Source organism: Geobacillus zalihae NBRC 101842 (assembly GCF_001544135.1).
GTDB lineage: Bacteria > Bacillota > Bacilli > Bacillales > Anoxybacillaceae > Geobacillus > Geobacillus zalihae.
Genome location: NZ_BCPV01000001.1, coordinates 291566 through 314488 on the forward strand (window position 1 = coordinate 291566; position 22923 = coordinate 314488).

Genomic DNA, 22923 nt, shown 5'->3' on the forward strand with positions numbered 1-22923 from the left:
CCAATCTTGTCATGCTTGGCCATGGGCCTTGCATATATTGTATAAAAGATGGAGGCATTTGAGAAGGCAGGGGGAGAAAATGTCTAAATTTTTACAAGGTACGGTCATTTTAATCGCCGCTGGCTTTATTACGAAAATTCTCGGCTTCATCAACCGAATTGTCGTCGCCCGCATGATCGGCGATGAAGGAGTCGGGCTGTACATGATGGCCGTGCCGACGCTCGTTTTAGCGATTACCGCGACGCAGATCGGGCTGCCGGTCGCCATTTCCAAACTCGTCGCCGAAGCAGAGGCGGCCGGCGACCGGCAACGGGTGAAAAAAATTCTTGTCGTATCGCTCGCGACGACCGGGGGACTCAGCGTTGTCTTTTTGCCGGTGTTCCTCGCCGCCGCGCCATGGCTCTCCCGGACGATGTTCACCGACCCGCGCACGTACTATCCGCTTCTTGCCATCGCTCCAATTGTGCCGATCGTCGCCATCTCTTCGGTGCTGCGCGGCTACTTTCAAGGACGCCAGCAAATGAAACCGTACGCCTACTCGCTCTTGATGGAACAAATCGTCCGCATCAGCTTGATCGCTTTATGCACACAGCCGCTTTTGCCGTACGGCGTCGAGTATGCCGCCGCCGGCGCCATGGCGTCTTCCGTTCTCGGCGAGCTGGCAGCATTATTGTATTTGCTGTTTTTATTTAAGGTTAAAAAATCGATTCGCCTGCGGACAAAGTTTTTTCACTACGTCCAAGCCGGCAAAGAGACGTTCGTCCGCCTCATGCGCATTGCCTTGCCGACGACCGGCGGCCGTTTGATCGGCTCGCTTTCTTGGTTTTTTGAGCCAATCGTCGTCGCCAACAGCTTGGCATTGGCCGGCATCGCCGCCTCCACTGCCACAAGGCAATACGGACAGCTTGTCGGCTACGCGCTGCCGTTGTTGACGTTGCCGTCGTTTATTACGTACGCGCTTTCGACCGCCCTGGTGCCGGCCATCAGCGAAGCCATGGCGCAACGCAAGCTGCTTTTGGTCGAATACCGGATCGCCCAGGCGATGCGCTTGTCGCTTGTCACCGGCGGCCTTTCCACCGTCGTTCTTTACTTGTTCGCCGAGCCGCTCATGCGCTGGATGTACGGCACAAGTGAAGCCGCGATCTTTATTCAAGTGATGGCGCCGTTTTTCTTATTGTATTATTTCCAAGGCCCGCTGCAGGCGGTCTTGCAAGGACTGGACTTGGCGAACGCCGCCATGACGAACAGCTTGATCGGAGCAGTGGTGAAGCTCGTGTGCATCTTCGTCCTTGCTTCCCGTCCAAGTTTGGGCATTATGGGCGCGGCGCTGGCGACTGCAGTCAGCACCGTTCTTGTGACGTTGCTTCACTTTGCCACGGTCGTCAAGGTGGTGTCTTTTTCCATCGATGCGCGCGAGTACATCAAAGCGCTTGGCGCCATCATCGCTGCGGGCGCAATCGGCTATGCGCTCTCCCGCCATCCGCTTTTGGCGGTGCCCGCACCGCTTTGGACGCTGCTTGCCATGGCCGCGACAGCCGCCCTATATGCCGCCTGCCTCGTTCTGTTCCGGCTCATCCGGCGCGAAGAGCTCGTCTACCTTCCGGGGCTGCACTGGCTGGCCGGCAAAAACAAGCGAAAATAAACGTCTAAACCTGTCCGGCGGTGAATATATTGTGGTAAAAAGCGTTTGGGCCAAGGAGGGATCGCGGTGTCACGGCTTGGCAGCGCACTGGTGTATGGAATCGCCACAGTTTTTGTGTTGGCGGCGCTCGTCAGCTTCATTTTTTCGTTGTTGCTCAAATGGACGGACATTCACGAATCGTCGCTCACCTGGATCGTGTTTGCCGCCTCGGTTGTCTCGCTGTTTATCGGCGGCGTTGTCGCCGGCGGAAAAAGCCAAGAAAAAGGATGGCTCGCTGGCGGGCTGACCGGCCTCTTATTTACGGCGATCATCTTTTTGTTTCAATTTCTTGGCATGGAAAAATCGTTTACCGTCGAACAATGGCTGTACCACCTTGCCTTTTTCGCTGCTGCTTCCTTAGGCGGCATCGTCGGGGTCAATTTGTCATCGTCGCGCTATGAACGGACGTAAAAACGACAAACCAGCGCAAAAGCAAAAGGTGTCCTCAAAGCAAACGGGACACCTTTTGTGATGGAGAGCGCGATGGTAAGAAACGAGATTGCGTCTCGCTCGCGCTTTTCACACCGCCGTTCAAATCGGCGCTCAAGCTTAGACGCCGATGGCCGCGCTTTCGCTACGCCTTGCTTTCCGCCACCACTTCTCTTACCGCAGAGCGGTCGAACGTCAACCGCGTGCCGTCGCCGGCGCGAACGATGATTTTGTCCTCATCGACCGAGTCGATGATGCCGTGCAATCCACCGATCGTGACGATTTTGTCACCTTTTTTCAAGTTCGCCTGCATTTGCTGGATGGCGCGTTGCCGTTTTTGTTGCGGGCGAATGAACAAAAAGTAGAAAATCACAAAAAACAGCACAATCGACAACAAATTGGCGATCGCTGCGTTCATGCAATCCCCCTCCTTTCCGGTCGTCAAAAGTTTTTTGCATTCGGCTTGTTGAAGCCGTAGCGTTCGAAAAATTCCTCACGGAAATCGGCGAGTCGATCTTCGCGGATCGCTTGTCTCACCTGCTCCATCAATTTTATCAAAAAATAGACGTTATGGTAAGACGTGAGGCGGATGCCAAATGTTTCATCACATTTGATGAGATGGCGGATGTACGCGCGCGTATAGTTCCGGCACGTGTAGCAGTCGCAGTTCGGATCGAGCGGCGAGAAGTCGCGAGCGTACTGGGCATTTTTGATCACCACCCGTCCTTCGCTCGTCATCACCGTCCCGTTGCGGCCGATGCGCGTCGGCAATACGCAGTCGAACATGTCGATGCCGCGGATCGCCCCGTCGATGAGCGAATCCGGCGAACCGACGCCCATTAAATAGCGGGGCTTGTCCGCCGGCAGAAGCGGCGTCGTAAACTCAAGCACCCGATTCATGACCTCCTTCGGCTCGCCGACCGACAATCCGCCGACCGCATAGCCGGGAAAATCGAGCGACACTAAATCGCGGGCGCTCTGCCGGCGCAACTCCTCATACTCGCCGCCTTGGACGATGCCAAACAGCCCTTGCTCATTCGGGCGGCGGTGCGCCTTCAAGCAGCGCTCCGCCCAACGGCTCGTCCGCTCGATGGACTGTTTCATGTATTCATACGTCGCCGGATACGGCGGGCACTCATCAAACGCCATGATGATGTCGGCGCCAAGCGCATTTTGAATTTCGACTGCTTTTTCCGGCGATAAAAACAGCTTATCGCCGTTTAAATGGTTGCGGAAATAGACGCCTTCTTCCTCGATGCGGCGGAATTCGCTGAGGCTGAACACTTGGAAGCCGCCGGAATCCGTCAAAATGCCGCGATCCCAATTCATAAACGCATGCAACCCGCCCGCTTCCGCGACAATGTCATGCCCCGGGCGCAGCCAAAGATGATAGGTGTTGCTTAAAATGACGCCGGCCCCCATTGTCTTCAGCTCTTCCGGCGACAGCGTCTTGACCGTGGCGAGCGTCCCAACCGGCATAAACATCGGCGTTTCAAACGAGCCGTGCGGCGTATGGAGGATGCCAAGGCGCGCGCCCGTCTGCCGGCACGTTTTGATCAGTTCAAAGCGAATCGGTGTCGTCAACGTGCTCGTCTCCTTTCTCAAATGATGAGCATCGCATCACCGAAGCTGAAAAAGCGGTATCGCTCTTTGACCGCTACTTGATACGCGTGCAAAATATTTTCGCGCCCGGCGAGCGCACTCACGAGCATGATGAGCGTCGATTTCGGCAGGTGGAAGTTCGTCACCAGCCCATCAATCCCTTTGAACTCATAGCCCGGATAGATGAAAATGTCGGTCCAGCCGCTTTCTGCAACAAATCGGCCGTTATGTTTGCCGGCGATCGTCTCGAGCGTCCGTGTCGACGTCGTGCCGACGGCGATGATGCGGCCGCCTTGATTCCGGACACGGTTTAACGTCTCAGCCGTTTCCTCGCTCATTTGATAAAATTCGGCGTGCATATCGTGCTTCTCGACGTCGTCCACTTGCACCGGCCGAAACGTGCCAAGCCCGACATGAAGGGTGATGAAGACGATATGCACCCCTTTTTCGCGAATGGCGTCAAGCAGCTCTTCGGTGAAATGCAAACCGGCGGTTGGCGCCGCTGCCGAACCAATTTCACGGGCGTACACCGTCTGATACCGTTCCGGGTCGTCAAGCTTTTCTTTAATGTACGGGGGCAGCGGCATCTCCCCAAGTTCGGCCAATACTTCATAAAACAGGCCGTCATACGAAAACTCAAGCACTCGCCCGCCGTGTTCCAGCGTATCGAGGCAGACGGCTTCAAGCTTCCCCTCGCCAAAGGTGAGCTTCGTCCCCGGCTTGACCCGTTTGCCCGGCTTAACGAGCGTCTCCCAACGGTCGCCGTCCAATTGCTTTAACAGCAGCACTTCGACTGTTCCGCCCGTTTCCTCTTTTTCGCCGTAAAGCCGCGCCGGCATGACGCGCGTATCGTTTAAAACGAGGCAGTCGCCCGGATTCAAGTACGAAATAATGTTGCGAAACGTTTCATGGCGAATGGCGCCCGTTCGTTTATCGAGCACCATGAGCCTTGATGCCGCCCGGTCTGGAAGCGGCGTTTGCGCAATCAACTCTTCCGGCAAATGAAAATCAAACAAATCGACTTTCATGCAGTTCTCCTTTCTTCAGCGAAATCGTCCGAGCACGTAAAAAATCAACGATAACACAACGCTCAGCAAGATGGATGTCACAACGGGAAAATAAAACGTCATATTCCCTTTGCGGATGACGATATCCCCCGGCAAGCGGCCGAGTTTGACAAACTGCATGACAAACCCGACCATGATGAGCACAACGCCGATCGTCATGATCAACTTTGGCAAGCTGTTCACCGCTTCGGAACCTCCATTCCTAAATGGGTGTACGCAGCCGGCGTGACGACGCGCCCGCGCGGCGTCCGCTGCAGCAAACCGATTTGCAGCAAATACGGTTCATACACTTCTTCAATCGTCTGCGCCTCTTCCCCGATCACCGCCGCCATTGTTTCAAGCCCGACCGGGCCGCCGGCGAACTTCTCAATGATCGCTAAAAGCAGCTTATGGTCAATGTGATCAAGCCCGAGCCGGTCGACCTGCAGCCGCTCGAGCGCCTCAACAGCGAGCGGCAGGGTAATTTCGCCGTCCCCGCGCACTTGGGCAAAATCGCGAACGCGGCGGAGCAGCCGATTGGCGATGCGCGGGGTGCCGCGCGCCCGACGGGCAAGCTCAAGCGCCGCTTCGCGCTCGATGCCGATTTGCAAGATGGCCGCCGCCCGCTCAATGATTTGGGCGAGTTGGTCGACGTGATAGTATTCGAGCCGGCTGATGACACCAAACCGGTCGCGCAGCGGCGCCGACAGCGCCCCGGCTCTCGTCGTCGCCCCAACGAGCGTAAATGGCGGCAAGTCGAGGCGAAGCGTGCGCGCATCCGGCCCTTTGCCAATCGCGATATCTAAGCAATAATCTTCCATCGCCGGATAGAGCACCTCTTCCACCGCCCGCGGCAGCCGGTGGATCTCATCAATAAAGAGCACATCCCCCGGCTCAAGCGAAGTGAGAAGCGCCGCCAAATCTCCCGGCCGCTCGAGCGCCGGTCCAGATGTCGCTCGCAGCTTGACGCCCATTTCATTGGCGATGATCACGGCGAGCGTCGTTTTCCCAAGCCCCGGCGGTCCGTACAGCAACACATGGTCGAGCGTCTCTTCGCGGAGCTTGGCCGCTTCAATGAACACTTTTAAGTTTTCTTTGATCTTATCTTGCCCGATATATTCATGCAAATATTGCGGGCGCAAACTCGGTTCAAGCGCAGTCTCTTCCCCTAAGACCTCCCCGGATACAAGCCGTTCCTTCACCGTCATTCCTCCCTTTGGCCGCTGTTTATCCCAAAAGCAGCGCCAGCGCCCGCTTCACATACTGTTCCGTCGACATCGCTTCTTCGCGGAGCGCCGGAATGATTTTCTCGATCTCCCGTTCAGCGTAGCCGAGCGCCTTGAGCGCCGCCACCGCCTCGGCGAGCGCACCGGAAAGCGGGGCGGCCGAACGTGCAGCCGCCGGCGCCGCAAGCGCCCCGAGCTTCCCTTTTAAATCCAAAATCATTTGCCGGGCCGTCTTTTTGCCCACGCCTGGAAACTTGCATAAAAACGCCTCGTTTTCTTCCTCGATGGCCCGCGCCAGTTCATCCGGACGCCCGGCCGCCAAAATGGCGAGGCCGCCTTTCGGCCCGATGCCCGACACTTGCAGCAGCTTGGCGAACAAGTTGCGCTCCTCGCGCGTTGGGAACCCGTACAAGGCGTGCACACCTTCGCGTACATATTCGTATGTATAGACGGTCACCGCCGCCTCGCGGCTTTCCTGAAACGCAAACGGGTTCGGCGTAAAGATCTCGTAGCCGATGCCGTTATGGTCGATGACGATATATTCCGGGCAGACGTAATCGACATACCCACGGATAAACTCGATCAATGGATGCTCCTCTCCTTTTTTCGTCCTTTCATTGTATCATATGATTTCATTATAGCAAAAAGAAATCCCGCGATGCGCTTTGCACCACGGGCTTTCGCTTGGTTTATTGGACGACCGCAAAATGGCGGTACATTTCGATCACTTGTTCATACCGCTCTTTCGAGAGGACGCGAATTCCTTTCTTCAGCTTTTCTTGCTGACGGCTTTCGAGCTTTTGCACGTCGATTTGGAAAAACGACTGGATGATTTCGCTCGACCGGCCCGGTTTGCCGTTGAAGATAGACAACGTGCCATCGTCCGTAATTCCGAAGTAGCCGTTTGTTTTTAACAACGGCGAAATGTCGTTGATTGTTTTGCGAAACACGATCGTCTGATCATCGAGCGTCACGAGTTGCCAACCGCGATATTTTTTCCATATTTCTGTCATCGAATCGACGGTTTCGGTGACTTTCTCTTCGCTCATCTCTCCGTCCAAGTATTGCCGCTCGAGCACAATCGTCATCTTAACCGGTGCGGCGGAGGCCGAATGAACCGGCAACACGATGGCGGCGATCCACAGTATGAGGGAAAGAATTCGCATCGTTTGTTCCTCTCTTCTCGGATGATGGTTCCTTTACGCCACTAGTTTCACCAGCGGACGCCATTTTATTCCTTGATCCATCAGCTTTTTTGCCAAGCAAGCTGCCGCCGATCCAAAAAGTGGGGCGGGGATTCGAGCCAACGGCGCTCGATCATCATATTCCATTATGTTCCACGACCTTCGAACGTATGTACAAAAAAATCCGCCGGCTTCGCCGACGGACGCCGCTACTCCTCAAGCACCGATTCGTCCAAATTATGGTACACTTCTTGGACGTCATCATCATCTTCAAGCGTATCGATCAACTTCAGCATTTTTTTCAAATCGTCGCCCTCAAGCGTCGTATACGTTTGCGGAATCATCGTAATTTCCGCGCTGGCAAACGTGAATCCTTGCTGTTCCAGCTCGTCTTTCACCGTTTCAAACGATTCGGGCGCTGTATAAATTTCGAACGATTCGTCCGTTGTTTCCATCTCCTCGGCGCCCGCTTCAATGGCCAACAGCAGCAATTCATCCTCATCAACGTTGTGCTGTTCGCGGTCAATCACGAGCAGCCCTTTGCGCTCGAACAAATAGGAGACGCAGCCCGTTTCCCCTAAATTGCCGCCGTTTTTCGCAAACGCCGCACGCACGTTGGCGGCGGTGCGGTTTTTATTATCCGTCAGGCAAACGACCATGACGGCAACGCCGCCTGGTCCATATCCTTCGTAGCGAATTTCCTCATAGTTGGTATGTTCTTGGGTTCCAGTTGCTTTTTTAATCGCCCGTTCAATGTTTTCGCTCGGCATGTTGGCCGCTTTCGCCTTCTCAATGACAAGGCGCAGGCTCGGATTGGACGCTGGATCGCCTCCGCCGCTTTTGGCGGCCACATAAATTTCCTTCGCCAGTTTCATGAACAGTTTGCCGCGTTTGGCATCTTGAGCATTTTTCCGCCGTTGGATATTTTTCCACTTCGAATGTCCAGCCATCGACAGTTCTCCTCTCATCGCAACGGAATGTTCCGACTATTACTATAGCAAAAAACGCGGAAATTGTCAGCCAAGCTCCAGCGAAGGAGCAGCCATGAAAAAAGGCGCCCCGCTTTTTTGGGACGCCTTTTTCGTTTGTCACCGAGTGTTTTCCGGCCGTTCTTGAATCGTGCCATCGATAAAAATGGTGCGCAAATCACGGCGGATTTCTTCCATATTGATTGGAGTCCCGCGTCGAAGCGCGTTGTCAATCGTGCGAATGCGGTGGTACATGCTCGGATTCGAGGTGACGCGCACCCGCTTGCCGTCCGCGTACGGAGCGACCGCTTGCTCGATTTGCTTCTCAAGCCGCTTGGGATGGCGGGCGTCTGTGGCAATCGCGATGAGCGCCTGATCGCCATACACAACCGCGCGGGCATCGTCGACTCCGTTCACCGCTGCGGCGCGGCGGGAGAGCTTCTCAGCCAAACCGCCGGCATAGCTTCGGTAGTACGACGGGTGCGGATCGACGTTTAGCGAGTGCAAATGCCCATGGTAGTTGTAATCACTGTCACCGAAATCGACGTCGGGCGGAAGAGCCGGAACGTCCGTGTCAAACCGGGTCGCTGCTGGTCCTCCGAGGCGGCCGCCGTCCGTCAAATAATCGGTGACCGGACCGCGGCGCGCCCATATATAACGGTTGTCATAATTGAGCGCATTCGTCCCGTATCGGCCATAGCGGAAATCGTCGCCTCGCTCCGTCGAGTAAAAACCGATCGGTCTCGCCGCATCATGATAACGCTGCGCCCCTTCCTCATTCGCCCGGTAGTTGGTGCATGAGGCGAGCAATCCGGCGACCGACAACGCGCCGATCCATCTGACCGCGTATCTCAATGGAAAACCCCCCTTGGTTTCCTTCGCCCAAGGCTGGCATGAAGCCAGCCTTACGTTTAGCTTGCGGCAAACGCGGGGGGTTTATCGCTGTCAGTTCAACCCAACGAGGTGACAGCTAAAACTTCGGCGGCGCAATCGCCAACTGCCGTTTATGATGCGAACGTTCATGAAGCCGTTCAATAATGTTTCGATCGCGTTCTGGAATATCTTCCCCTTTTAAATATTTATCGATCATTTCATACGTCGTGCCCATTTCGCTTTCATCCGTCTGCCCTTCCCACAGTCCGGCGCTTGGAGCTTTCTTGATAATTTCTTCCGGGACGCCGAGCAGACGGCCCATTTCGCGCACTTCGCCTTTTGTAAAGTGAATGAGCGGCACTAAATCGACTCCACCGTCACCGTATTTCGTAAAGTAGCCCGTATGCCATTCGGCGGCGTTGTCCGTACCGACGACGAGATAGCCGTAATTGTTGGCGACCGCATACAACGTCGTCATGCGCAAACGCGCCCTTGTATTCGCATCGCCGAGGCGCGCGCGCTCTTCGCTCCATTCCCCGATGGCTTTCAGCTCGGCCTCGACCGCGCCAAACAACGTCCGGTGCGCCTCGGTCAAATCGATGACCAAATGCCGGATGCCGCAGCTTTTCACCACTTTCAGCGCATCTTCCATATCTTTCGGATTGCTTTTGCAAGGCATGATCAGCCCCAGCGAATCGTCCGGAAAGGCACGCTTAATCAAATGGGCGACAACCGCCGAGTCGATGCCGCCGCTGATGCCGACGACCGCCCCGTTTAAACCGGCTGATGAGACTTGGTCACGCAACCATTGCACGAGTTTGTCAATTTTTTCTTGCATCCGTCCTCGACTCCTTTTCCAAAGATTCCATTCTTCATTGTAGCATAGCATAAAGGCGGCGGACAAACCGTTCTCTCCGCTTGCGGTCAAACACAAGGGGGCGGCGGCGCGCGGCGGCTGACCGCCATTCGCGAAACACATCAGCCGGAAATAAGAGCGCATGCAAAAACCAGCGTTTTTCCAACCAACGGCGAAGCGGAGCGAAACGGGCGAGTGTTGAATATGACCAACCGATATACGGCAAGAGGCGATTGGCGTATTGGCAATAGTCAAGCCCGGGCGAGGCAAGAGCGGCCGCGTCATAGTCGATGAGGTACATCTGGCCGGTTGTGGTGCGCAAAAAATTATGGGAGGCGACATCACCATGAATGATGGCAGCAGAATCCGCCGTCAACTCTGGAGCATGCTCGCGACACGTTGATAGACAGTAATCCGCCCAGCTCAGCGTAAATAAAATGTCTTCTTTGTCCATGATCGTTTCAACAACAGGCAAATGTCGGCAAAACTCCTCATAGCGGCGCCGCCATTTGTCATACAGCTGCGCACGCGGCAGCCCCATCGCCTCCTGCTTGCTGCTGGCGATGTTTGCCGTTATGGTATGGTAACGTTCGAGCAAATGAAGTCCGTCAGCGGCGTCAGCCCAAGCGGCAAACGAGATTGGACGCGCTCCGGCCACATATTCCGTCAGCAGCCAATAGCATCCGCCGGCTTCAACCACTCCTCCGCGCCCGATCGGCATAGGGGCCGGCGCGGCGGAAAAACCGGTCTTCCTTAATGCGGCAAGAAGCCAGGCGTGCCGCGCGGCCGCAACAGGAAAGCGATACGCTTTGGCGACAAACATTCCTTGCCGGGCGGCAATGGCTAAGACATGCGGTTTCAATGCCACAACTTGTTGAATAACAAGCCGATATTGGCGGTCAAGAAGAAAAAAGAGACGGCCGGCGGCGTCTCTTTTCACTTGGTTATTGTTCCTCGCCATGCCCGCTCTCCTCATCCGGCGGTTCGCTAAACAAACGGGGGCCGGCGACCGGCGGGGCGGATGATGGCGGGTAGGATGGCGGCGAGTATCCCGCTGGACTTGTCGGATAAACGACGCCTGGCCACGGAAGCGGCGGCGCTGACTGCGGCGCATATCCGTATGGAGCCGGCAGGGCGTACCCTCCATAATAGTACGGGGGCGGCGCATAGGCCGGTGCATACCCAAAAGGTGGATAGCCGACAGGCGAGGGGTGCGCCGCAGGCGGCGCATAAACTGGCGTTGCAGCGCCGGGCGGCGGGAGAACGCCCCCTGCGGACGGGACAAACGGGGCGGCAACCCCAGGCCCAGAAAACGGCGGCTCTAATGATTCACTGCTGCTTTCGTGAATGCCGGGAAACGGCGCCGAACCGTTTTCCGGACTTTCACCGCTTTTCCCAACGGCCGACGGCGCAGACGATGGCGGATAGGACGTCGGCATGATCGGCAGCGGCGGCGCGTAAAAACCGCTCCCCGGCCAAACTGGCGGCACTGGCGTACATCCTTGGTCAGTGCCAAATATTGGGATCGTCGGCGGGGCGACAGGAACGTATGGAATGTTCGGCAGCGGCGGCGCGTCTTCGCTCTCAGCCGCCGGTTCCCCTTTCCATTCAGCTGGGCTTTCATTGTCCTCCTCTTTCATCATGTTGGGCAAAATATTGCTCGGCTTCGGCGGAATCGGCGGCACGTTGGCCAGCGATTGAGCGAACGAAAGTTGAGGAGGCGGGGCCACCGGCGGAATCGTATGCACAAGCGGCGGCACAGAGGCGCCTTTCGCTTTTGCCCCTTCTTTTGCCTCCGCTTTCGGCGTTTTTGGTGCTTCTTGTGCCGTTGCTTTTGGCGCTTTTTTCTCGACAGCCTTTGGCGTTTCGTTCATCGCCGCTTTCGGCGCCTCACCCGCCGGTGCCTTTGGCGCTTCATTGATGGGCGCATTCGGCGTTTCGTTCACCGGTACGTTCGGCGCTTCATTCACCACTGCTTTTGGTGCCGCTTTTGGCGCTTCCTTCTCGACGGCCTTTGGCGCTTCATTGATGGGCACATTTGGCGTTTCATTCACTGATACATTTGGCATTTCGTTCACCGGCACGTTTGGCGCTTCATTCACTGGCACATTCTCCGCCTTCTTCTCCGGCGCTTTCGGTGTTTCCTTTACGACTGCTTTGGGCGTTTTCTTTACCACTGCTTTCGGCGCCTCACCCGCCGGTTCGTTTACCGCTGCCTCGCCTTCCGGAGCAGGGGCGACAGCAGTGTCAAGCTCGGTATCAATGTGGAATGAGACGAACGGTTTCGCCTCCGCGTACGGGTGCTCTTTTACGTGCATTTTTTTGGGTGACACAAGCGCCTTCGTCTCTTTTTTGACCGGCACCCCTGCTGTCGGCACTTTGATTTTCATTCCAGGCATAATCATATTCGGGTCGCTCAAATGCCCATTTATTTTTTTCAATTGTTCAAAATCCACTCCATATTTTTGGGCGATTTTCCAAAGGGTGTCGCCCTTTTGGACAATATGGATTTTCACTCCATTCCCCTCCTAAACCGAGACTGTTTACGCTCGATCGAACCGATGCTTGTTTCCCGTTATCGTCTTTCAACACAATGTATGACGATGATCGTTGATTTATGATAAAAAAATCCCTGACCGAACGAGGATCCCTCCTCGTCAAGCCAGGGAAAAAGCTAGACAAGCGAAAGCATGCGGTCGAGCGCCTCTTTTGCCTCTGCGGCGATGTCTTTCGGAACGGTGATGCGATTGACGATCGCTCCTTGCTCAAGCGATTCGAGCGCCCAGACGAAATGCGGCAAATCAATTCGATTCATCGTTAAACACGGGCACATATATGGATTGAGAGAAACAATTTCTTTGTCTGGATGTTCATGCTTCAGCCGGTTCACCAAATTCATTTCCGTTCCAATCGCCCACTGGGTGCCGGGTGGAGCATTGCGGATCGTTTCAATAATGTATTTTGTCGAACCGGCGTAGTCTGCTTGCTGGACGACCTCCCAGCTGCATTCCGGATGGACGATGACATGGATTCCCGGCTTCATCCGTCGAATATGCTCGATTTGTCGCACGGTGAAGTTTTCATGCACGGAGCAATGTCCTTTCCAAAGAATGACTTTCACCTTGTCGAGATCGTCCGCCCCTTGGAGCGTCTCCTCATGCGGATCCCACACCGCCATCTCGTCAAGACGGATGCCGAGCGCATAGGCCGTATTTCTCCCTAAATGCTGATCCGGCAAAAAGAAAATCCGTTCATTCCGTGAAAACGCCCAAGCCATCATCTTTTTCGCGTTCGACGAGGTGACGGTCGCTCCGCCATGGCGGCCGACAAACGCTTTAATCGCCGCGGTTGAATTGACGTACACAAGCGGCACGATCGTCTCGCCAAACCGCTCAATAAGCGCCGCCCATGCCCGCTCGACTTGAAAAATATCGGCCATATCGGCCATTGAACAGCCGGCGCGCAAGTCCGGCAAAATGACCGTTTGGTCGTCGCTCGTTAAAATATCGGCGGTTTCCGCCATAAAATGGACGCCGCAAAACACAATATATTCGGCTTCGCTGTTCTTTGCCGCGAGCTGGGCAAGCTGAAGCGAATCGCCGGTCGCATCGGCGAACTGAATGACCTCATCCTTTTGGTAGTGATGACCCGGGATGAAAAGGCGCCGGCCGAACCGTTCTTTCACCGCGCGGGCGCGTGCTTCGAGCTCGCTTCGTTCCATCGTTTTATACCGTTTGGGCATCTCATCCAGCCGTTTCAACTGTTCAAGGACGTTCACGGTTCTCCCCTCCATTATCGCAAATTGAAACTCATATCGAGCGCCGGGGCGGAATGGGTTAAACATCCGAGCGAAATGTAGTCGACTCCGGTCGCGCCGTACGCCGCCACATTGGCGAGCGTAATTCCCCCCGACGCTTCCGTGATGATCGGCTTTGGCACAAGCCGGACGAACGCCCGCACCTCATCCGGCGTCCGGTTGTCAAACATAATGACATCCACCCCGGCCTCGACCGCCTCGAGCACTTCGTCTTCCGTTTCGGTCTCTACTTCGATTTTCACCATATGCCCAAGCCGCTCCCGCACCGTTTTGACGGCGCGGGCGATCGATCCGCAAAAGGCGATATGGTTGTCTTTAATCATGACACCGTCGTACAAGCCAAAGCGGTGATTGTAGCCGCCGCCGCATGTGACGGCATATTTTTCAAGCATGCGCAGCCCCGGCGTCGTTTTCCGCGTGTCGCAAATGCGTGTGGAGCTATTGCCAAGCAAGTCAACGGCCTGTCGCGTCACGGTGGCAATGCCGCTTAACCGCTGCAGCAAGTTTAAAATGACGCGCTCACCGGACAACAGCGGCCCGACCGGTCCGGATGCGACGGCGATCGTTTCGCCGGCTTGGACCCGTTCGCCGTCCTGTTTCATGATGGTTACTTCGACGCGCGGATCCAGCAGCTGATAGCCCGCCGCAATCATGCCGACGCCGGCCACCACCCCGTCCGCTTTGGCCATAAACATGCCTGATGCCCGTTCATGAGCCGGAAAAATCGTCTCGCTCGTCACATCGCCGTCGCCAATATCTTCAAGAAAAAACTGTCGCAACAGTTGTTCGAGCTTCAACCGGTTCATCTTTCATCCCTCCGTTTTCTTTGCCGCTTTACCTCCCAGCCCCAAGGCGGGCCCACTCTTCTTTCGTCCGCACGAGGCGCCGCCCCCGCCACTTTGGGCATTCACGCGGAAAATCGCTCCGGTAATGGCCGCCGCGGCTTTCCGTGCGCCCAAGCGCTGATGAAGCGACAAGCCAGCCCACTAGCAACATGTATCCTGTTTCAATCTCCTCTGCCGACAATCGTTCAAGGTCGCCATCCAGCCAATCCGGCAACGAAAACTGTTCCAACCAGTCGACCGCTTTGCGAAGCCGATCGCCGTTGCGGACGATGCCGACAAACGTTGACAGCTGTTCGCGGAGCAACGCCCGCTCTGGCAGCCGTGGTACAATCAAACGACGCGGGCTGGATGAATCCGCTCGGTGCACCGTTTCCGGCCACGCCGCCTGACGGCGGATGGCGCAGGCCGCACGGAATCCAAAGACGATCGCTTCAAGCAACGAGTTGCTCGCGAGCCGGTTGGCGCCGTGCACACCGGTGCACGCCGCTTCCCCGACGGCGTACAAGCCCGGAACCGTCGTCTGCCCCCACTCGTTGACGACAACGCCGCCCATTAAAAAATGGGCGCCCGGCGCGACAGGAAGGCGGCCGGCTTCAAAGTCGACTCCATAGGCCTCACATAGCGCGGCGATCGTCGGAAAGCGGCGGCGGAAGTGGGACACGCGGGAAATATTCAAATAGACGCGGCCGCCGCGATCGAGTTCCGCCGCGATCGCTCGGGCGACGATGTCGCGCGGAGCGAGATCGCGAAGCGGATGGACGCCGTCCATCAGCGGTCTTCCGTCTTCCGCCTCAAGCACCGCCCCTTCGCCGCGCACCGCTTCCGAGACGAGCCCGACCGCTTTTCCGCCGGCAACGAGCATCGTCGGATGAAATTGGATAAACTCCATATCCGCCACCGCCGCACCGGCGCGGTACGCCATGGCAATGCCGTCGCCAGTCGCCGTCGGCGCATTGGAAGTGAACGTATACAATCCGGCGCATCCACCGGTCGCCAACACGACGGCCGACGCCGGCCAAATGGACACCGAACCGTCTTCCCGCTTCGTTTTCACCCCGACGCAACGCCCCTCTTCCACAAGCAAATCAATCACCTGCTCGCCTTCTTCCATCCATACGCGTCCCTCGAGCCGCTCAAGCAAAAACGAAACGAGTGCTTTGCCCGTTTGATCGCCGCCGGCGTGCAAAATCCGGCGGTGGCTATGCCCGCCTTCAAGGCCGAAACAAAACCGGCCGCGTTCGTCCCGATCAAACGCCATGCCGGCGTTGATCCATTCTTGCAGCCGCCTCGGCCCTTCGCGGACAAGCCGTTCGACCATTCGTTCATCGTTATGAAAGCAGCCGGCGACCATCGTATCGCGGAAATGAGCGCGCCAATCGTCGCTCTCTGCCAGCGCCGCGGCCACCCCTCCTTGCGCCCGCCATGAATTGCTGTCGGTGCAACGTTTTTTTGTGAATATCATCACATGGTCGAGCTCAGATAAATGATACGCGACCGTTAACGCCGCCAGCCCGCTTCCGACGATAATCACGCCACCTTCCTTCACTCTCGGACGCCCCTTTCTTTTCACCTGTCTTGACATCTATATTTACACATATTTAAACTAATGGCAAGAGGTTTGGCGAAAAAAATGATGCAAAGGCGGGGGAATATGATTTATTTGGATTACGCGGCAACGACGCCAATGTGCCAAGAGGCGATCGCCGCTTACGCTGAAGCGGCGTCCGTTTACTTTGGCAACGAAAGCAGCTTGCATGACATCGGAACGAAAGCGAAACAACTGCTTGCCTTATGCCGGCGCGAACTCGCCGCCATGATTAACGGAGAAGCGGAAGGGATCTATTTCACAAGCGGCGGAACGGAAGCGAACGTGCTCGCGATCCGTTCGCTAGCTGCCGCCTACCGGCATAAGGGAAACCACCTGATCACGACCGAAATCGAGCATGCCTCGCTCCATCACCTGTTCAAACAGCTGGAAACAGAAGGATATACGGTCACGTATTTGCCCGTCGACCGATTCGGGCGCATTCGACTTGCCGATTTGGAGCGGGCGATCACGCCGAAGACGATCCTTGCTTCCATCCAGCACGCCAACTCGGAAATCGGCACGATTCAGCCGCTTGCCGACATCGGCCGCCTCCTGCGGGCGCACGGCGTCCTTTTTCATAGCGACTGCGTGCAAACTTTTGCTAAAATACAGCTAGATGTTCAAGAGATAGGACTAGACAGCCTATCCGTTTCCGCCCATAAAGTGTACGGTCCCAAAGGGGTCGGCGCTGTGTACATCAACCCGCGCCGGCATTGGAAGCCGGTATTCCCGGGAGCGACGCACGAATCAGGCTTTCGGCCGGGAACGGTCAACGTACCGGGTATTGCCGCCTTCATTACGGCCGCGCAGCAGCTCCATCGACGAATGGCGGACGAACAGTCGCGTTTGGAACGACTGCGGAATCGGTTGCTTCACGCCATCGCCGCCAAACAGCTGCCGGTGGCGGTGGAAGGCCATCCCGATTTCCGTCTTGCCCATATTATCGGTTTGTCCGTCGCTGGGTACGAAGGGCAGCTTGTGATGCTTGAATGCAACCGCGCCGGCATCGCCATTTCCACCGGCAGCGCCTGCCAAGTCGGGCTGCAAGCGCCGTCGCGGACGATGCTCGCCGTCGGGAAAACGCCTGAAGAAGCGAAGCAATTCATCCGCGTCTCATTGGGCGCGGCCACGACCGAAGCGGAGATCGACCAGTTCGTTTCCACATTGGAGCGACTTACATCGGCATGAAAGGAGGAATGGCAGGTGAAAGAGGAAAAGAAAATTTTAGGGGAAAGGCGGCGCCAGCTCATTTTGCAATGGTTGAAAGAAAGCGAAGCGCCGCTCACGGGGGCTGAGCTGGCAGCGAAAACGAACGTCAGCCGCCAAGTGATCGTCCAAGACATTTCACTGTTAAAGGCGCGCAACGAACCAATCATCGCCACAAGCCAAGGCTATTTGTATTTAAAGCCGGCTGAACCGGCCAAAACGTACACGAGGACGGTCGCCTGCTTCCATACGCCAGAACAGACGAAAGAAGAGTTGTATTTGCTCGTGGATTGCGGCGTGACAGTCAAGGACGTCAAAATCGAGCATCCGGTTTACGGCGATTTAACCGCCTCGATCATGGTGAGCAACCGCCTGGAAGTCGACCAATTCATCGCCAAAATCGAGGCGACAAAATCGTCGTATTTGTTGCAGCTGACGGACGGAACCCATTTGCATACGCTGGAAGCCGATTCACCAGTGAAGCTTGACGCCGCCTGCCGCGCCTTGAAACAAGCCGGCTTTCTCATCGAAGCGTAAACTGGACCTGGCCGAACATCGGTTCATTCCCTGCGGAATACTGCGCGGCGGGCCGTCTAAAAAGGAACAGGCGGACGGCAGCAGACCGCCCGCGTGTTTTTGTCTGTGTCAAGCAAAATAATATGGATAGCTGCCCAACAGCTGCACAGTGCAGCCGAGCGCCTCAATTTCCGCGATCGCCCCCGGGATGAGGACGTCATCCATCGGCGCGTCGATGTCAATAATAAAGAAATAATTTCCAAGGCCCGTTTTCGCTGGGCGCGATTCGATTTTCGTCAAGTTGAGCCGCCGCCAGGCAAACGCTGATAACACTTGATGGAGTGCGCCCGGACGGTCTTGCGGCAGCATGACGACCACGGTCGTCTTGTCGCCGGCATAAAGAGGCGAAGCAGGCGAAAGCGGCTCTTTGCGCCGGCTGACGACAATAAAGCGCGTATGGTTGTAATCGTAATCGTGGACGTTTTCCTGCACGATCACCAGCCCGTATTGTTCCGCCGCCAGCCGGTTGGCGATCGCCGCCGCCGGCAAGTGCGGATGCTCGCTCACAAATTTCGCGGCGGCGCTCGTTGACGTCATCGGCACTTGCTTCGCCCCTTTCAGCACCGTATGCAAAAACTTCCGGCATTGGGCAATGGCGTGCGAGTGGGAATACACTTCTTTCACTTCGCGCCAATGCGGGGTGAAATAGGGGTGCACCATCAAATGTTGCTCGATGGGCACAACGATTTCGCCGATGATCGGCAACGGCTGTTCGTGAATTAAATAGTCGAGTGTCAAATTGACCGATCCTTCCAAGGCGTTCTCGAGCGGCACCACGGCCGCTTCAATCTCTCCGGCCGCCGCGGCGTCAATGCAATCGGGAATCGTGTCATACGGCTCCCGCGGCTGCGACGGAAAAAGAAGAGCAGCCGCCGCTTCGGTGAACGTCGCCTTCGGTCCTAAATAACCGATTTTCATCTCGTTTGCCTCTCCCTTGCTTTAATACACTCCCGAACCGACAATTTCCACTTTTTCGACAAATTCGAGCTGTTTGAGCTTAGCGAGGAGCTCATCAATCTCCTCGTTCATATCGTTTGTGCTGACCGACAGCGTCACGTTCGCCCTCCCTTGAAGCGGAATCGTTTGATGGATGGTCAGCACGTTGCAGCCGGCCGCCGCCACAACGCCAAGCAGCTGTGACAACGTTCCGGAGCGGTCTTCTAAATGGAAAAAGAGCGTGACGATGTTTTCTTTCGTCACCGCTTGGAACGGAAAAATGGCATCGCGGTATTTGTAAAACACACCGCGGCTGATGTTGGCGAGCTGCGCCGCCTCGGCGACCGAGGCGGCTTTTTTCCGCTCAAGCAGCTGTTTAGCGAGCACGACTTTCTTCATCGCTTCCGGCAGGACGTCTTCGCGCACCAAATAAAATTTTTTCTCCACCGCACCTTCCCCCGCTCTATTCATCCCAGTCGTCGACAAACTCGAACTCGTAATCAAGCAACCGGATCGTGTCTCCGTCTTTCGCGCCGCGCTCGCGCAGCGCATCATCCACCCCCATCGCCTTAAGCTGGCGGGCGAAGCGGCGCACCGATTCTTCGCGCGAGAAATCCGTCATCTTAAACAACTTTTCAATTTTGTCGCCCGCCAAAATGAATGCTCCGTCGCTGGCGCGGGTGATCGTAAACGGCGGCTCCTCTTTTTCATATTTGTACACGACGCGCTGCACGGCCGGATCTTCCCGTTCATGAAGCGGGAATTCCGGCGTCGTTTCCAACAGGTCGGCGATGGCAAACAACAGCTCGCGCACTCCTTGTCTTGTCGCTGCAGAAATCGGAAAGACCGGCACCGCATCGCCGACTTTCTCTTTGAAGCGGCGCAAATTTTCTTCGGCGTTCGGCATGTCCATTTTATTGGCGGCAACAATTTGCGGCCGCTCGGTCAAGCGCAAATTGTACTGTTTCAGCTCTTCGTTGATGACGAGATAATCGTTGTACGGATCGCGCCCTTCGACCGCCGCCATGTCGATGACATGGACGATGACACGCGTCCGTTCAATATGGCGCAAAAACTGATGCCCGAGCCCGACCCCTTGATGGGCCCCTTCAATCAATCCCGGCAAGTCGGCCATCACAAAACTGCGCCCGTCTTCCGTTTCGACAACGCCCAAGTTCGGAACGAGCGTCGTAAAATGGTACTCGGCGATTTTCGGACGGGCTGCGGAGACAACCGACAGCAGCGTCGATTTGCCGACGCTTGGAAACCCGACCAGCCCGACGTCAGCGAGAAGCTTCAGCTCTAAAATGATGTTGCGCTCTTCGCCCGGTTCGCCGTTTTCCGCAATTTCCGGCGCTGGGTTGGACGCCGTCGCAAATCGGGTGTTGCCGCGCCCGCCGCGCCCGCCTTTGGCGACGACAAACCGCTGCCCCGCCTCGGTCAAATCGGCGAGCACTTCGTTCGTATCCGCATCGATGACAACGGTGCCTGGCGGCACTTTGACAATCAAGTCTTCCGCATTTTTGCCATGCTGGTTTTTCGACATGCCGTTTTCGCCGCGCGGCGCTTTAAAATGGCGCTGGTAGCGGAAATCCATCAACGTCCGCAGCCCTTCATCAACGACAAAGACGACATCGCCGCCTTTGCCGCCGTCTCCGCCGGCCGGCCCGCCTTTTGGGACGTATTTTTCCCGGCGGAACGCGACCATGCCGTTGCCGCCGTCCCCGCCTTTCACATAAATTTTCACCTGATCAACAAACATGGCTGTTCCTCCGATTCGCTTCCATCATGGTATCATGGCGAAATGAGTATGACTAATACTTATTATTGTATACAGAGTCGATTCCATGATGTCAATATGTACGCAAGCATCGGCCGTCTGCGGGCTGGCGGGACGGCTCAAGCCCAGCCGCCGCTTTTCGGTCCGATTGGATCGATCCGTTCGCACCTCTTAGGGCAAAATAAGCTTTGCCTTCCATTTTCCTTCGTCCAACCAATGGTCAAGATTCCGCCGCCAAAAGCTCAAGCTCCACCGTCAATTCGCCCTCGCCAACGGCAAACGACGCGAGCCGAAGCGGCGGTGATGGTTCGCAGCGCTCAAGCCAAGCGCGAATGGTTTCGCCATCTCGAAACGTGCCGCGGTAATCCAAAAACAGCGCCGCCCGTCGGTCGGACAGCTCAATGGACAAACATAAATGGTTTTCTGTCCGCTCATCGGATTGCGCTTCGAGCAGGCGAAAAAATTGGCGGCACCATTCAGCCAGCTGTTCATCGTACTGCGACCAATCCGCTTTGCCGTCCATGATTTCATACTCAAGAAAAAGCGGGCGCGGCTCCCAGTTATAGGTCATGATAAGCTCGGCGAACCGCTCGGCCTTCAAATTCGTCAACCGTGTTTCCTGATGCATCTCGCCGATCATGTCTTCAATGATTTCCTGCACCCGTTCGATTTTATTAAGCGCCAAATGCCCTTTGATGAGCTGAATTTTGTTCAGCCAGTCATGGCGGGCATGGCGCATCACCTCAACGACAGTCCATCGCTTCTCCATCCGACGCTCCCCTATCCACTAAGCGTAGGCTCCCTGCCTCGCTTGGACTTCCGCCTCCATGGGGGAGGCATATGTACTTTTACTATAACATTTTTTGACATTGAACGGGAACGATTTTTCTACGCCAAAAAGAAAAAACTCTAACCGAACGGTTAGAGTTTTTTCACATCGATTACGCTTCTTGGCTGACCGGGTAGACGCTGACGCGTTTGCGGTCGCGGCCGAGCCGCTCGAAGCGGACGATGCCGTCGATTTTCGCATACAGCGTATCGTCGCCGCCGCGGCCGACGTTCAAGCCCGGATGGACTTTCGTTCCGCGTTGACGGTACAAAATCGAACCGCTGGTGACGAATTGACCGTCAGCCCGTTTTGCGCCAAGACGTTTCGCGATCGAGTCGCGGCCGTTTTTCGTCGAACCGACCCCTTTTTTCGAAGCAAAAAATTGCAGGTCAAGTCTCAGCATGGCAGTCACCTCCCGCTAGATGGATGTCACGCGGATAAATGTTCCGTAATCGCGTTCGATCGTCTTTAGCGAAACGACCATCGCTTCCAACAACAACTGCACTTTCTCTGCCGCCGCTTCTTCCAGCTCCGGAAGCTCGCAGCGGAGGTAGCCGCCGTCTTTGCCGAGCGAAACATGCGGGCTTACGCCAATAAGTGTCTCGATGGCGTTGATCGTGCCGAACGAGACCGCCGAAGCGCCGGCGCATACAATGTCCTGCCCGCGTTTCGCAAAATGGGCGTGCCCTTCCATCGTAAACGCGCGGATGCGGCCGTCCGCTTCCCGTTCAATCGTGACGCGGATCATCGTTACGCGTTGATTTTTTCGATGACGACTTTCGTGTACGGCTGACGGTGGCCTTGTTTGCGGCGATAGTTCTTTTTCGCTTTATATTTGAAGACGATAATTTTCTTTTGTCGGCCGTGTTTTTGCACTCTCGCCGTCACGGTTGCGCCTTCGACCGTCGGGTTGCCGATTTTCACCGTTTCCCCGCCGACGAACAGCACTTTGTCAAACGTGACCGTATCGCCTTCATTCGCATCCAATTTTTCGATGTAAATTTCTTGGCCTTCTTCGACTTTCAATTGTTTGCCGCCAGTTTCGATAATTGCGTACATGCATCGCACCTCCTTCATGGACTCAGACTCGCCAGCGCCAAGGCGGCCCAAGACGGAGCGCTTCATCGCCCGCGCTGAGCGGTTGTAGTGCGGGTGCGTCTTTTTGCGACAGCCGCCCTCTTTTGCCCTTGTTGGCAGGACAAAAAGTCTACAACGTCATCTATCGTAACATAGAAACGGCCGTCCGTCAACCGTCATCTTCGTCCCCCGGCGGGCGATGATGAAACGGTGCAAACGACTATATAGATGCCATTTGAAGCTTTCACATTTGCAGCTTTTGCCGAGCATTGGATCGACTGTCGAGCGACCGAACAACGCCGCTGTCAGACCCATGTATGGGTCTGTGAAGCGAGCGGTCGTTCGGCCTCCCAAACCACAGGCTTGCCTCCGACAGTCAAAAACATAGATAAGCAACTTTTCCA

26 protein-coding genes and 1 other annotated feature are annotated in these 22923 nt (G+C 56.0%); of the genes, 4 read left to right on the plus strand and 22 right to left on the minus strand.

The genetic code is table 11. The features are described from left to right. Positions 1 to 79 precede the first annotated feature (79 nt). Both spoVB and GZ1_RS01535 read left to right on the plus strand, forming a co-directional pair. The gene (spoVB, locus tag GZ1_RS01530) at positions 80 to 1642 is read left to right on the plus strand and encodes a stage V sporulation protein B (protein WP_060787733.1); all 1563 of its coding nucleotides are present in this window, start codon (positions 80 to 82) and stop codon (positions 1640 to 1642) included. A 66-nt stretch (positions 1643 to 1708) separates the two neighbouring features. Next, positions 1709 to 2092 carry a TIGR04086 family membrane protein gene (locus GZ1_RS01535; RefSeq protein ID WP_033006360.1) on the plus strand — a complete coding sequence of 128 codons (384 nt, stop codon included), beginning with the start codon at positions 1709 to 1711 and terminating at the stop codon, positions 2090 to 2092. 163 nt (positions 2093 to 2255) lie between these two features. On the opposite strand, the gene yajC is transcribed toward GZ1_RS01535, so the two are convergent. The 15 genes from yajC to nadB all read right to left on the minus strand — a co-directional run bounded on the left by yajC (position 2256) and on the right by nadB (position 16109). Further along, positions 2256 to 2528 carry a preprotein translocase subunit YajC gene (gene yajC, locus GZ1_RS01540; RefSeq protein ID WP_060787734.1) on the minus strand — a complete coding sequence of 91 codons (273 nt, stop codon included), beginning with the start codon at positions 2526 to 2528 and terminating at the stop codon, positions 2256 to 2258. Positions 2529 to 2551: 23 nt separating this feature from the next. Continuing rightward, the gene (gene tgt, locus GZ1_RS01545) at positions 2552 to 3694 is read right to left on the minus strand and encodes a tRNA guanosine(34) transglycosylase Tgt (protein ID WP_060787735.1); all 1143 of its coding nucleotides are present in this window, start codon (positions 3692 to 3694) and stop codon (positions 2552 to 2554) included. A gap of 17 nt (positions 3695 to 3711) precedes the next feature. Continuing rightward, positions 3712 to 4740, minus strand: coding sequence for a tRNA preQ1(34) S-adenosylmethionine ribosyltransferase-isomerase QueA (gene queA, locus GZ1_RS01550; protein WP_020756202.1), 1029 nt, complete (start codon positions 4738 to 4740; stop codon positions 3712 to 3714). A gap of 15 nt (positions 4741 to 4755) precedes the next feature. After that, positions 4756 to 4962 carry a DUF2905 domain-containing protein gene (locus GZ1_RS01555; RefSeq protein WP_011232066.1) on the minus strand — a complete coding sequence of 69 codons (207 nt, stop codon included), beginning with the start codon at positions 4960 to 4962 and terminating at the stop codon, positions 4756 to 4758. Further along, on the minus strand, positions 4959 to 5960 hold the full coding sequence (ruvB, locus tag GZ1_RS01560) for a Holliday junction branch migration DNA helicase RuvB (RefSeq protein WP_060787753.1): 1002 nt from the start codon (positions 5958 to 5960) through the stop codon (positions 4959 to 4961). The genes GZ1_RS01555 and ruvB overlap by 4 nt, the downstream gene beginning before the upstream one ends. Before the next feature lie 25 nt (positions 5961 to 5985). After that, positions 5986 to 6570, minus strand: coding sequence for a Holliday junction branch migration protein RuvA (ruvA, locus tag GZ1_RS01565; RefSeq protein ID WP_011232068.1), 585 nt, complete (start codon positions 6568 to 6570; stop codon positions 5986 to 5988). A 103-nt stretch (positions 6571 to 6673) separates the two neighbouring features. After that, positions 6674 to 7150 (minus strand): intercompartmental signaling factor BofC, encoded by a 477-nt coding sequence (locus GZ1_RS01570; protein ID WP_011232069.1) that lies wholly within the window; start codon positions 7148 to 7150, stop codon positions 6674 to 6676. Positions 7151 to 7377: 227 nt separating this feature from the next. Beyond that, positions 7378 to 8118: a YebC/PmpR family DNA-binding transcriptional regulator gene (locus tag GZ1_RS01575; RefSeq protein ID WP_011232070.1), complete on the minus strand. Its 741-nt coding sequence runs from the start codon at positions 8116 to 8118 to the stop codon at positions 7378 to 7380. A 138-nt stretch (positions 8119 to 8256) separates the two neighbouring features. Then, the gene (locus tag GZ1_RS01580) at positions 8257 to 8991 is read right to left on the minus strand and encodes a YhcN/YlaJ family sporulation lipoprotein (protein WP_020756206.1); all 735 of its coding nucleotides are present in this window, start codon (positions 8989 to 8991) and stop codon (positions 8257 to 8259) included. A gap of 115 nt (positions 8992 to 9106) precedes the next feature. Next, a complete protein-coding gene (gene nadE / locus GZ1_RS01585; protein WP_013144627.1) occupies positions 9107 to 9847 on the minus strand; it encodes an NAD(+) synthase in 741 nt (246 codons plus the stop codon). A 34-nt stretch (positions 9848 to 9881) separates the two neighbouring features. Next, the gene (locus tag GZ1_RS01590; protein ID WP_060787736.1) at positions 9882 to 10826 is read right to left on the minus strand and encodes a phosphotransferase; all 945 of its coding nucleotides are present in this window, start codon (positions 10824 to 10826) and stop codon (positions 9882 to 9884) included. Further along, positions 10810 to 12381, minus strand: coding sequence for a SafA/ExsA family spore coat assembly protein (safA, locus tag GZ1_RS01595; protein WP_023633732.1), 1572 nt, complete (start codon positions 12379 to 12381; stop codon positions 10810 to 10812). Before safA ends, GZ1_RS01590 begins: the two co-directional genes overlap by 17 nt. A gap of 158 nt (positions 12382 to 12539) precedes the next feature. Next, a complete protein-coding gene (gene nadA / locus GZ1_RS01600) occupies positions 12540 to 13643 on the minus strand; it encodes a quinolinate synthase NadA (protein WP_023633733.1) in 1104 nt (367 codons plus the stop codon). Between the two features lie 14 nt (positions 13644 to 13657). Further along, positions 13658 to 14488, minus strand: a complete 831-nt coding sequence (gene nadC / locus GZ1_RS01605; protein ID WP_060787737.1) for a carboxylating nicotinate-nucleotide diphosphorylase — start codon at positions 14486 to 14488, stop codon at positions 13658 to 13660. 28 nt (positions 14489 to 14516) lie between these two features. Next, positions 14517 to 16109 carry an L-aspartate oxidase gene (gene nadB / locus GZ1_RS01610; RefSeq protein ID WP_174520660.1) on the minus strand — a complete coding sequence of 531 codons (1593 nt, stop codon included), beginning with the start codon at positions 16107 to 16109 and terminating at the stop codon, positions 14517 to 14519. Between the two features lie 69 nt (positions 16110 to 16178). Between nadB and GZ1_RS01615 the strand changes: the two genes are divergently transcribed. Further along, a complete protein-coding gene (locus GZ1_RS01615; RefSeq protein WP_013524233.1) occupies positions 16179 to 17303 on the plus strand; it encodes an IscS subfamily cysteine desulfurase in 1125 nt (374 codons plus the stop codon). Positions 17304 to 17318: 15 nt separating this feature from the next. Continuing rightward, positions 17319 to 17858, plus strand: coding sequence for a transcription repressor NadR (locus tag GZ1_RS01620; protein ID WP_013144620.1), 540 nt, complete (start codon positions 17319 to 17321; stop codon positions 17856 to 17858). Between the two features lie 108 nt (positions 17859 to 17966). Here the strand turns inward: GZ1_RS01620 and pheA are convergent, their stop codons facing one another. The 7 genes from pheA to rplU all read right to left on the minus strand — a co-directional run bounded on the left by pheA (position 17967) and on the right by rplU (position 22501). Beyond that, positions 17967 to 18815, minus strand: a complete 849-nt coding sequence (gene pheA / locus GZ1_RS01625) for a prephenate dehydratase (protein WP_060787739.1) — start codon at positions 18813 to 18815, stop codon at positions 17967 to 17969. Between the two features lie 21 nt (positions 18816 to 18836). Then, entirely contained in the window at positions 18837 to 19280 is a 444-nt protein-coding gene (gene thrR / locus GZ1_RS01630) for a transcriptional regulator ThrR (protein ID WP_011232081.1), read from the minus strand. Between the two features lie 16 nt (positions 19281 to 19296). Beyond that, positions 19297 to 20595, minus strand: a complete 1299-nt coding sequence (gene obgE / locus GZ1_RS01635) for a GTPase ObgE (protein WP_011232082.1) — start codon at positions 20593 to 20595, stop codon at positions 19297 to 19299. Positions 20596 to 20833: 238 nt separating this feature from the next. After that, on the minus strand, positions 20834 to 21382 hold the full coding sequence (locus tag GZ1_RS01640) for a sporulation initiation phosphotransferase B (protein ID WP_060787740.1): 549 nt from the start codon (positions 21380 to 21382) through the stop codon (positions 20834 to 20836). A gap of 172 nt (positions 21383 to 21554) precedes the next feature. Continuing rightward, on the minus strand, positions 21555 to 21845 hold the full coding sequence (gene rpmA / locus GZ1_RS01645) for a 50S ribosomal protein L27 (RefSeq protein WP_011232084.1): 291 nt from the start codon (positions 21843 to 21845) through the stop codon (positions 21555 to 21557). 15 nt (positions 21846 to 21860) lie between these two features. After that, positions 21861 to 22190: a ribosomal-processing cysteine protease Prp gene (locus GZ1_RS01650; RefSeq protein WP_011232085.1), complete on the minus strand. Its 330-nt coding sequence runs from the start codon at positions 22188 to 22190 to the stop codon at positions 21861 to 21863. Positions 22191 to 22192: 2 nt separating this feature from the next. Then, a complete protein-coding gene (rplU, locus tag GZ1_RS01655; protein ID WP_011232086.1) occupies positions 22193 to 22501 on the minus strand; it encodes a 50S ribosomal protein L21 in 309 nt (102 codons plus the stop codon). A 14-nt stretch (positions 22502 to 22515) separates the two neighbouring features. Then, positions 22516 to 22595: a sequence feature (ribosomal protein L21 leader region), on the minus strand. Positions 22596 to 22923 lie beyond the last annotated feature (328 nt).

Excerpts from the sequence above, each read along its gene's own strand:
- spoVB (WP_060787733.1), top strand. The coding sequence starts at position 80 with ATGTCTAAATTTTTACAAGGTACGGTCATTTTAATCGCCGCTGGCTTT.
- yajC (WP_060787734.1), bottom strand. The coding sequence starts at position 2,528 with ATGAACGCAGCGATCGCCAATTTGTTGTCGATTGTGCTGTTTTTTGTG.
- queA (WP_020756202.1), bottom strand. The coding sequence starts at position 4,740 with ATGAAAGTCGATTTGTTTGATTTTCATTTGCCGGAAGAGTTGATTGCG.
- GZ1_RS01570 (WP_011232069.1), bottom strand. The coding sequence starts at position 7,150 with ATGCGAATTCTTTCCCTCATACTGTGGATCGCCGCCATCGTGTTGCCG.
- GZ1_RS01575 (WP_011232070.1), bottom strand. The coding sequence starts at position 8,118 with ATGGCTGGACATTCGAAGTGGAAAAATATCCAACGGCGGAAAAATGCT.
- nadE (WP_013144627.1), bottom strand. The coding sequence starts at position 9,847 with ATGCAAGAAAAAATTGACAAACTCGTGCAATGGTTGCGTGACCAAGTC.
- GZ1_RS01590 (WP_060787736.1), bottom strand. The coding sequence starts at position 10,826 with ATGGCGAGGAACAATAACCAAGTGAAAAGAGACGCCGCCGGCCGTCTC.
- nadC (WP_060787737.1), bottom strand. The coding sequence starts at position 14,488 with ATGAACCGGTTGAAGCTCGAACAACTGTTGCGACAGTTTTTTCTTGAA.
- nadB (WP_174520660.1), bottom strand. The coding sequence starts at position 16,109 with ATGTCAAGACAGGTGAAAAGAAAGGGGCGTCCGAGAGTGAAGGAAGGT.
- GZ1_RS01615 (WP_013524233.1), top strand. The coding sequence starts at position 16,179 with ATGATTTATTTGGATTACGCGGCAACGACGCCAATGTGCCAAGAGGCG.
- pheA (WP_060787739.1), bottom strand. The coding sequence starts at position 18,815 with ATGAAAATCGGTTATTTAGGACCGAAGGCGACGTTCACCGAAGCGGCG.
- obgE (WP_011232082.1), bottom strand. The coding sequence starts at position 20,595 with ATGTTTGTTGATCAGGTGAAAATTTATGTGAAAGGCGGGGACGGCGGC.
- GZ1_RS01640 (WP_060787740.1), bottom strand. The coding sequence starts at position 21,382 with ATGGAGAAGCGATGGACTGTCGTTGAGGTGATGCGCCATGCCCGCCAT.
- rpmA (WP_011232084.1), bottom strand. The coding sequence starts at position 21,845 with ATGCTGAGACTTGACCTGCAATTTTTTGCTTCGAAAAAAGGGGTCGGT.
- GZ1_RS01650 (WP_011232085.1), bottom strand. The coding sequence starts at position 22,190 with ATGATCCGCGTCACGATTGAACGGGAAGCGGACGGCCGCATCCGCGCG.
- rplU (WP_011232086.1), bottom strand. The coding sequence starts at position 22,501 with ATGTACGCAATTATCGAAACTGGCGGCAAACAATTGAAAGTCGAAGAA.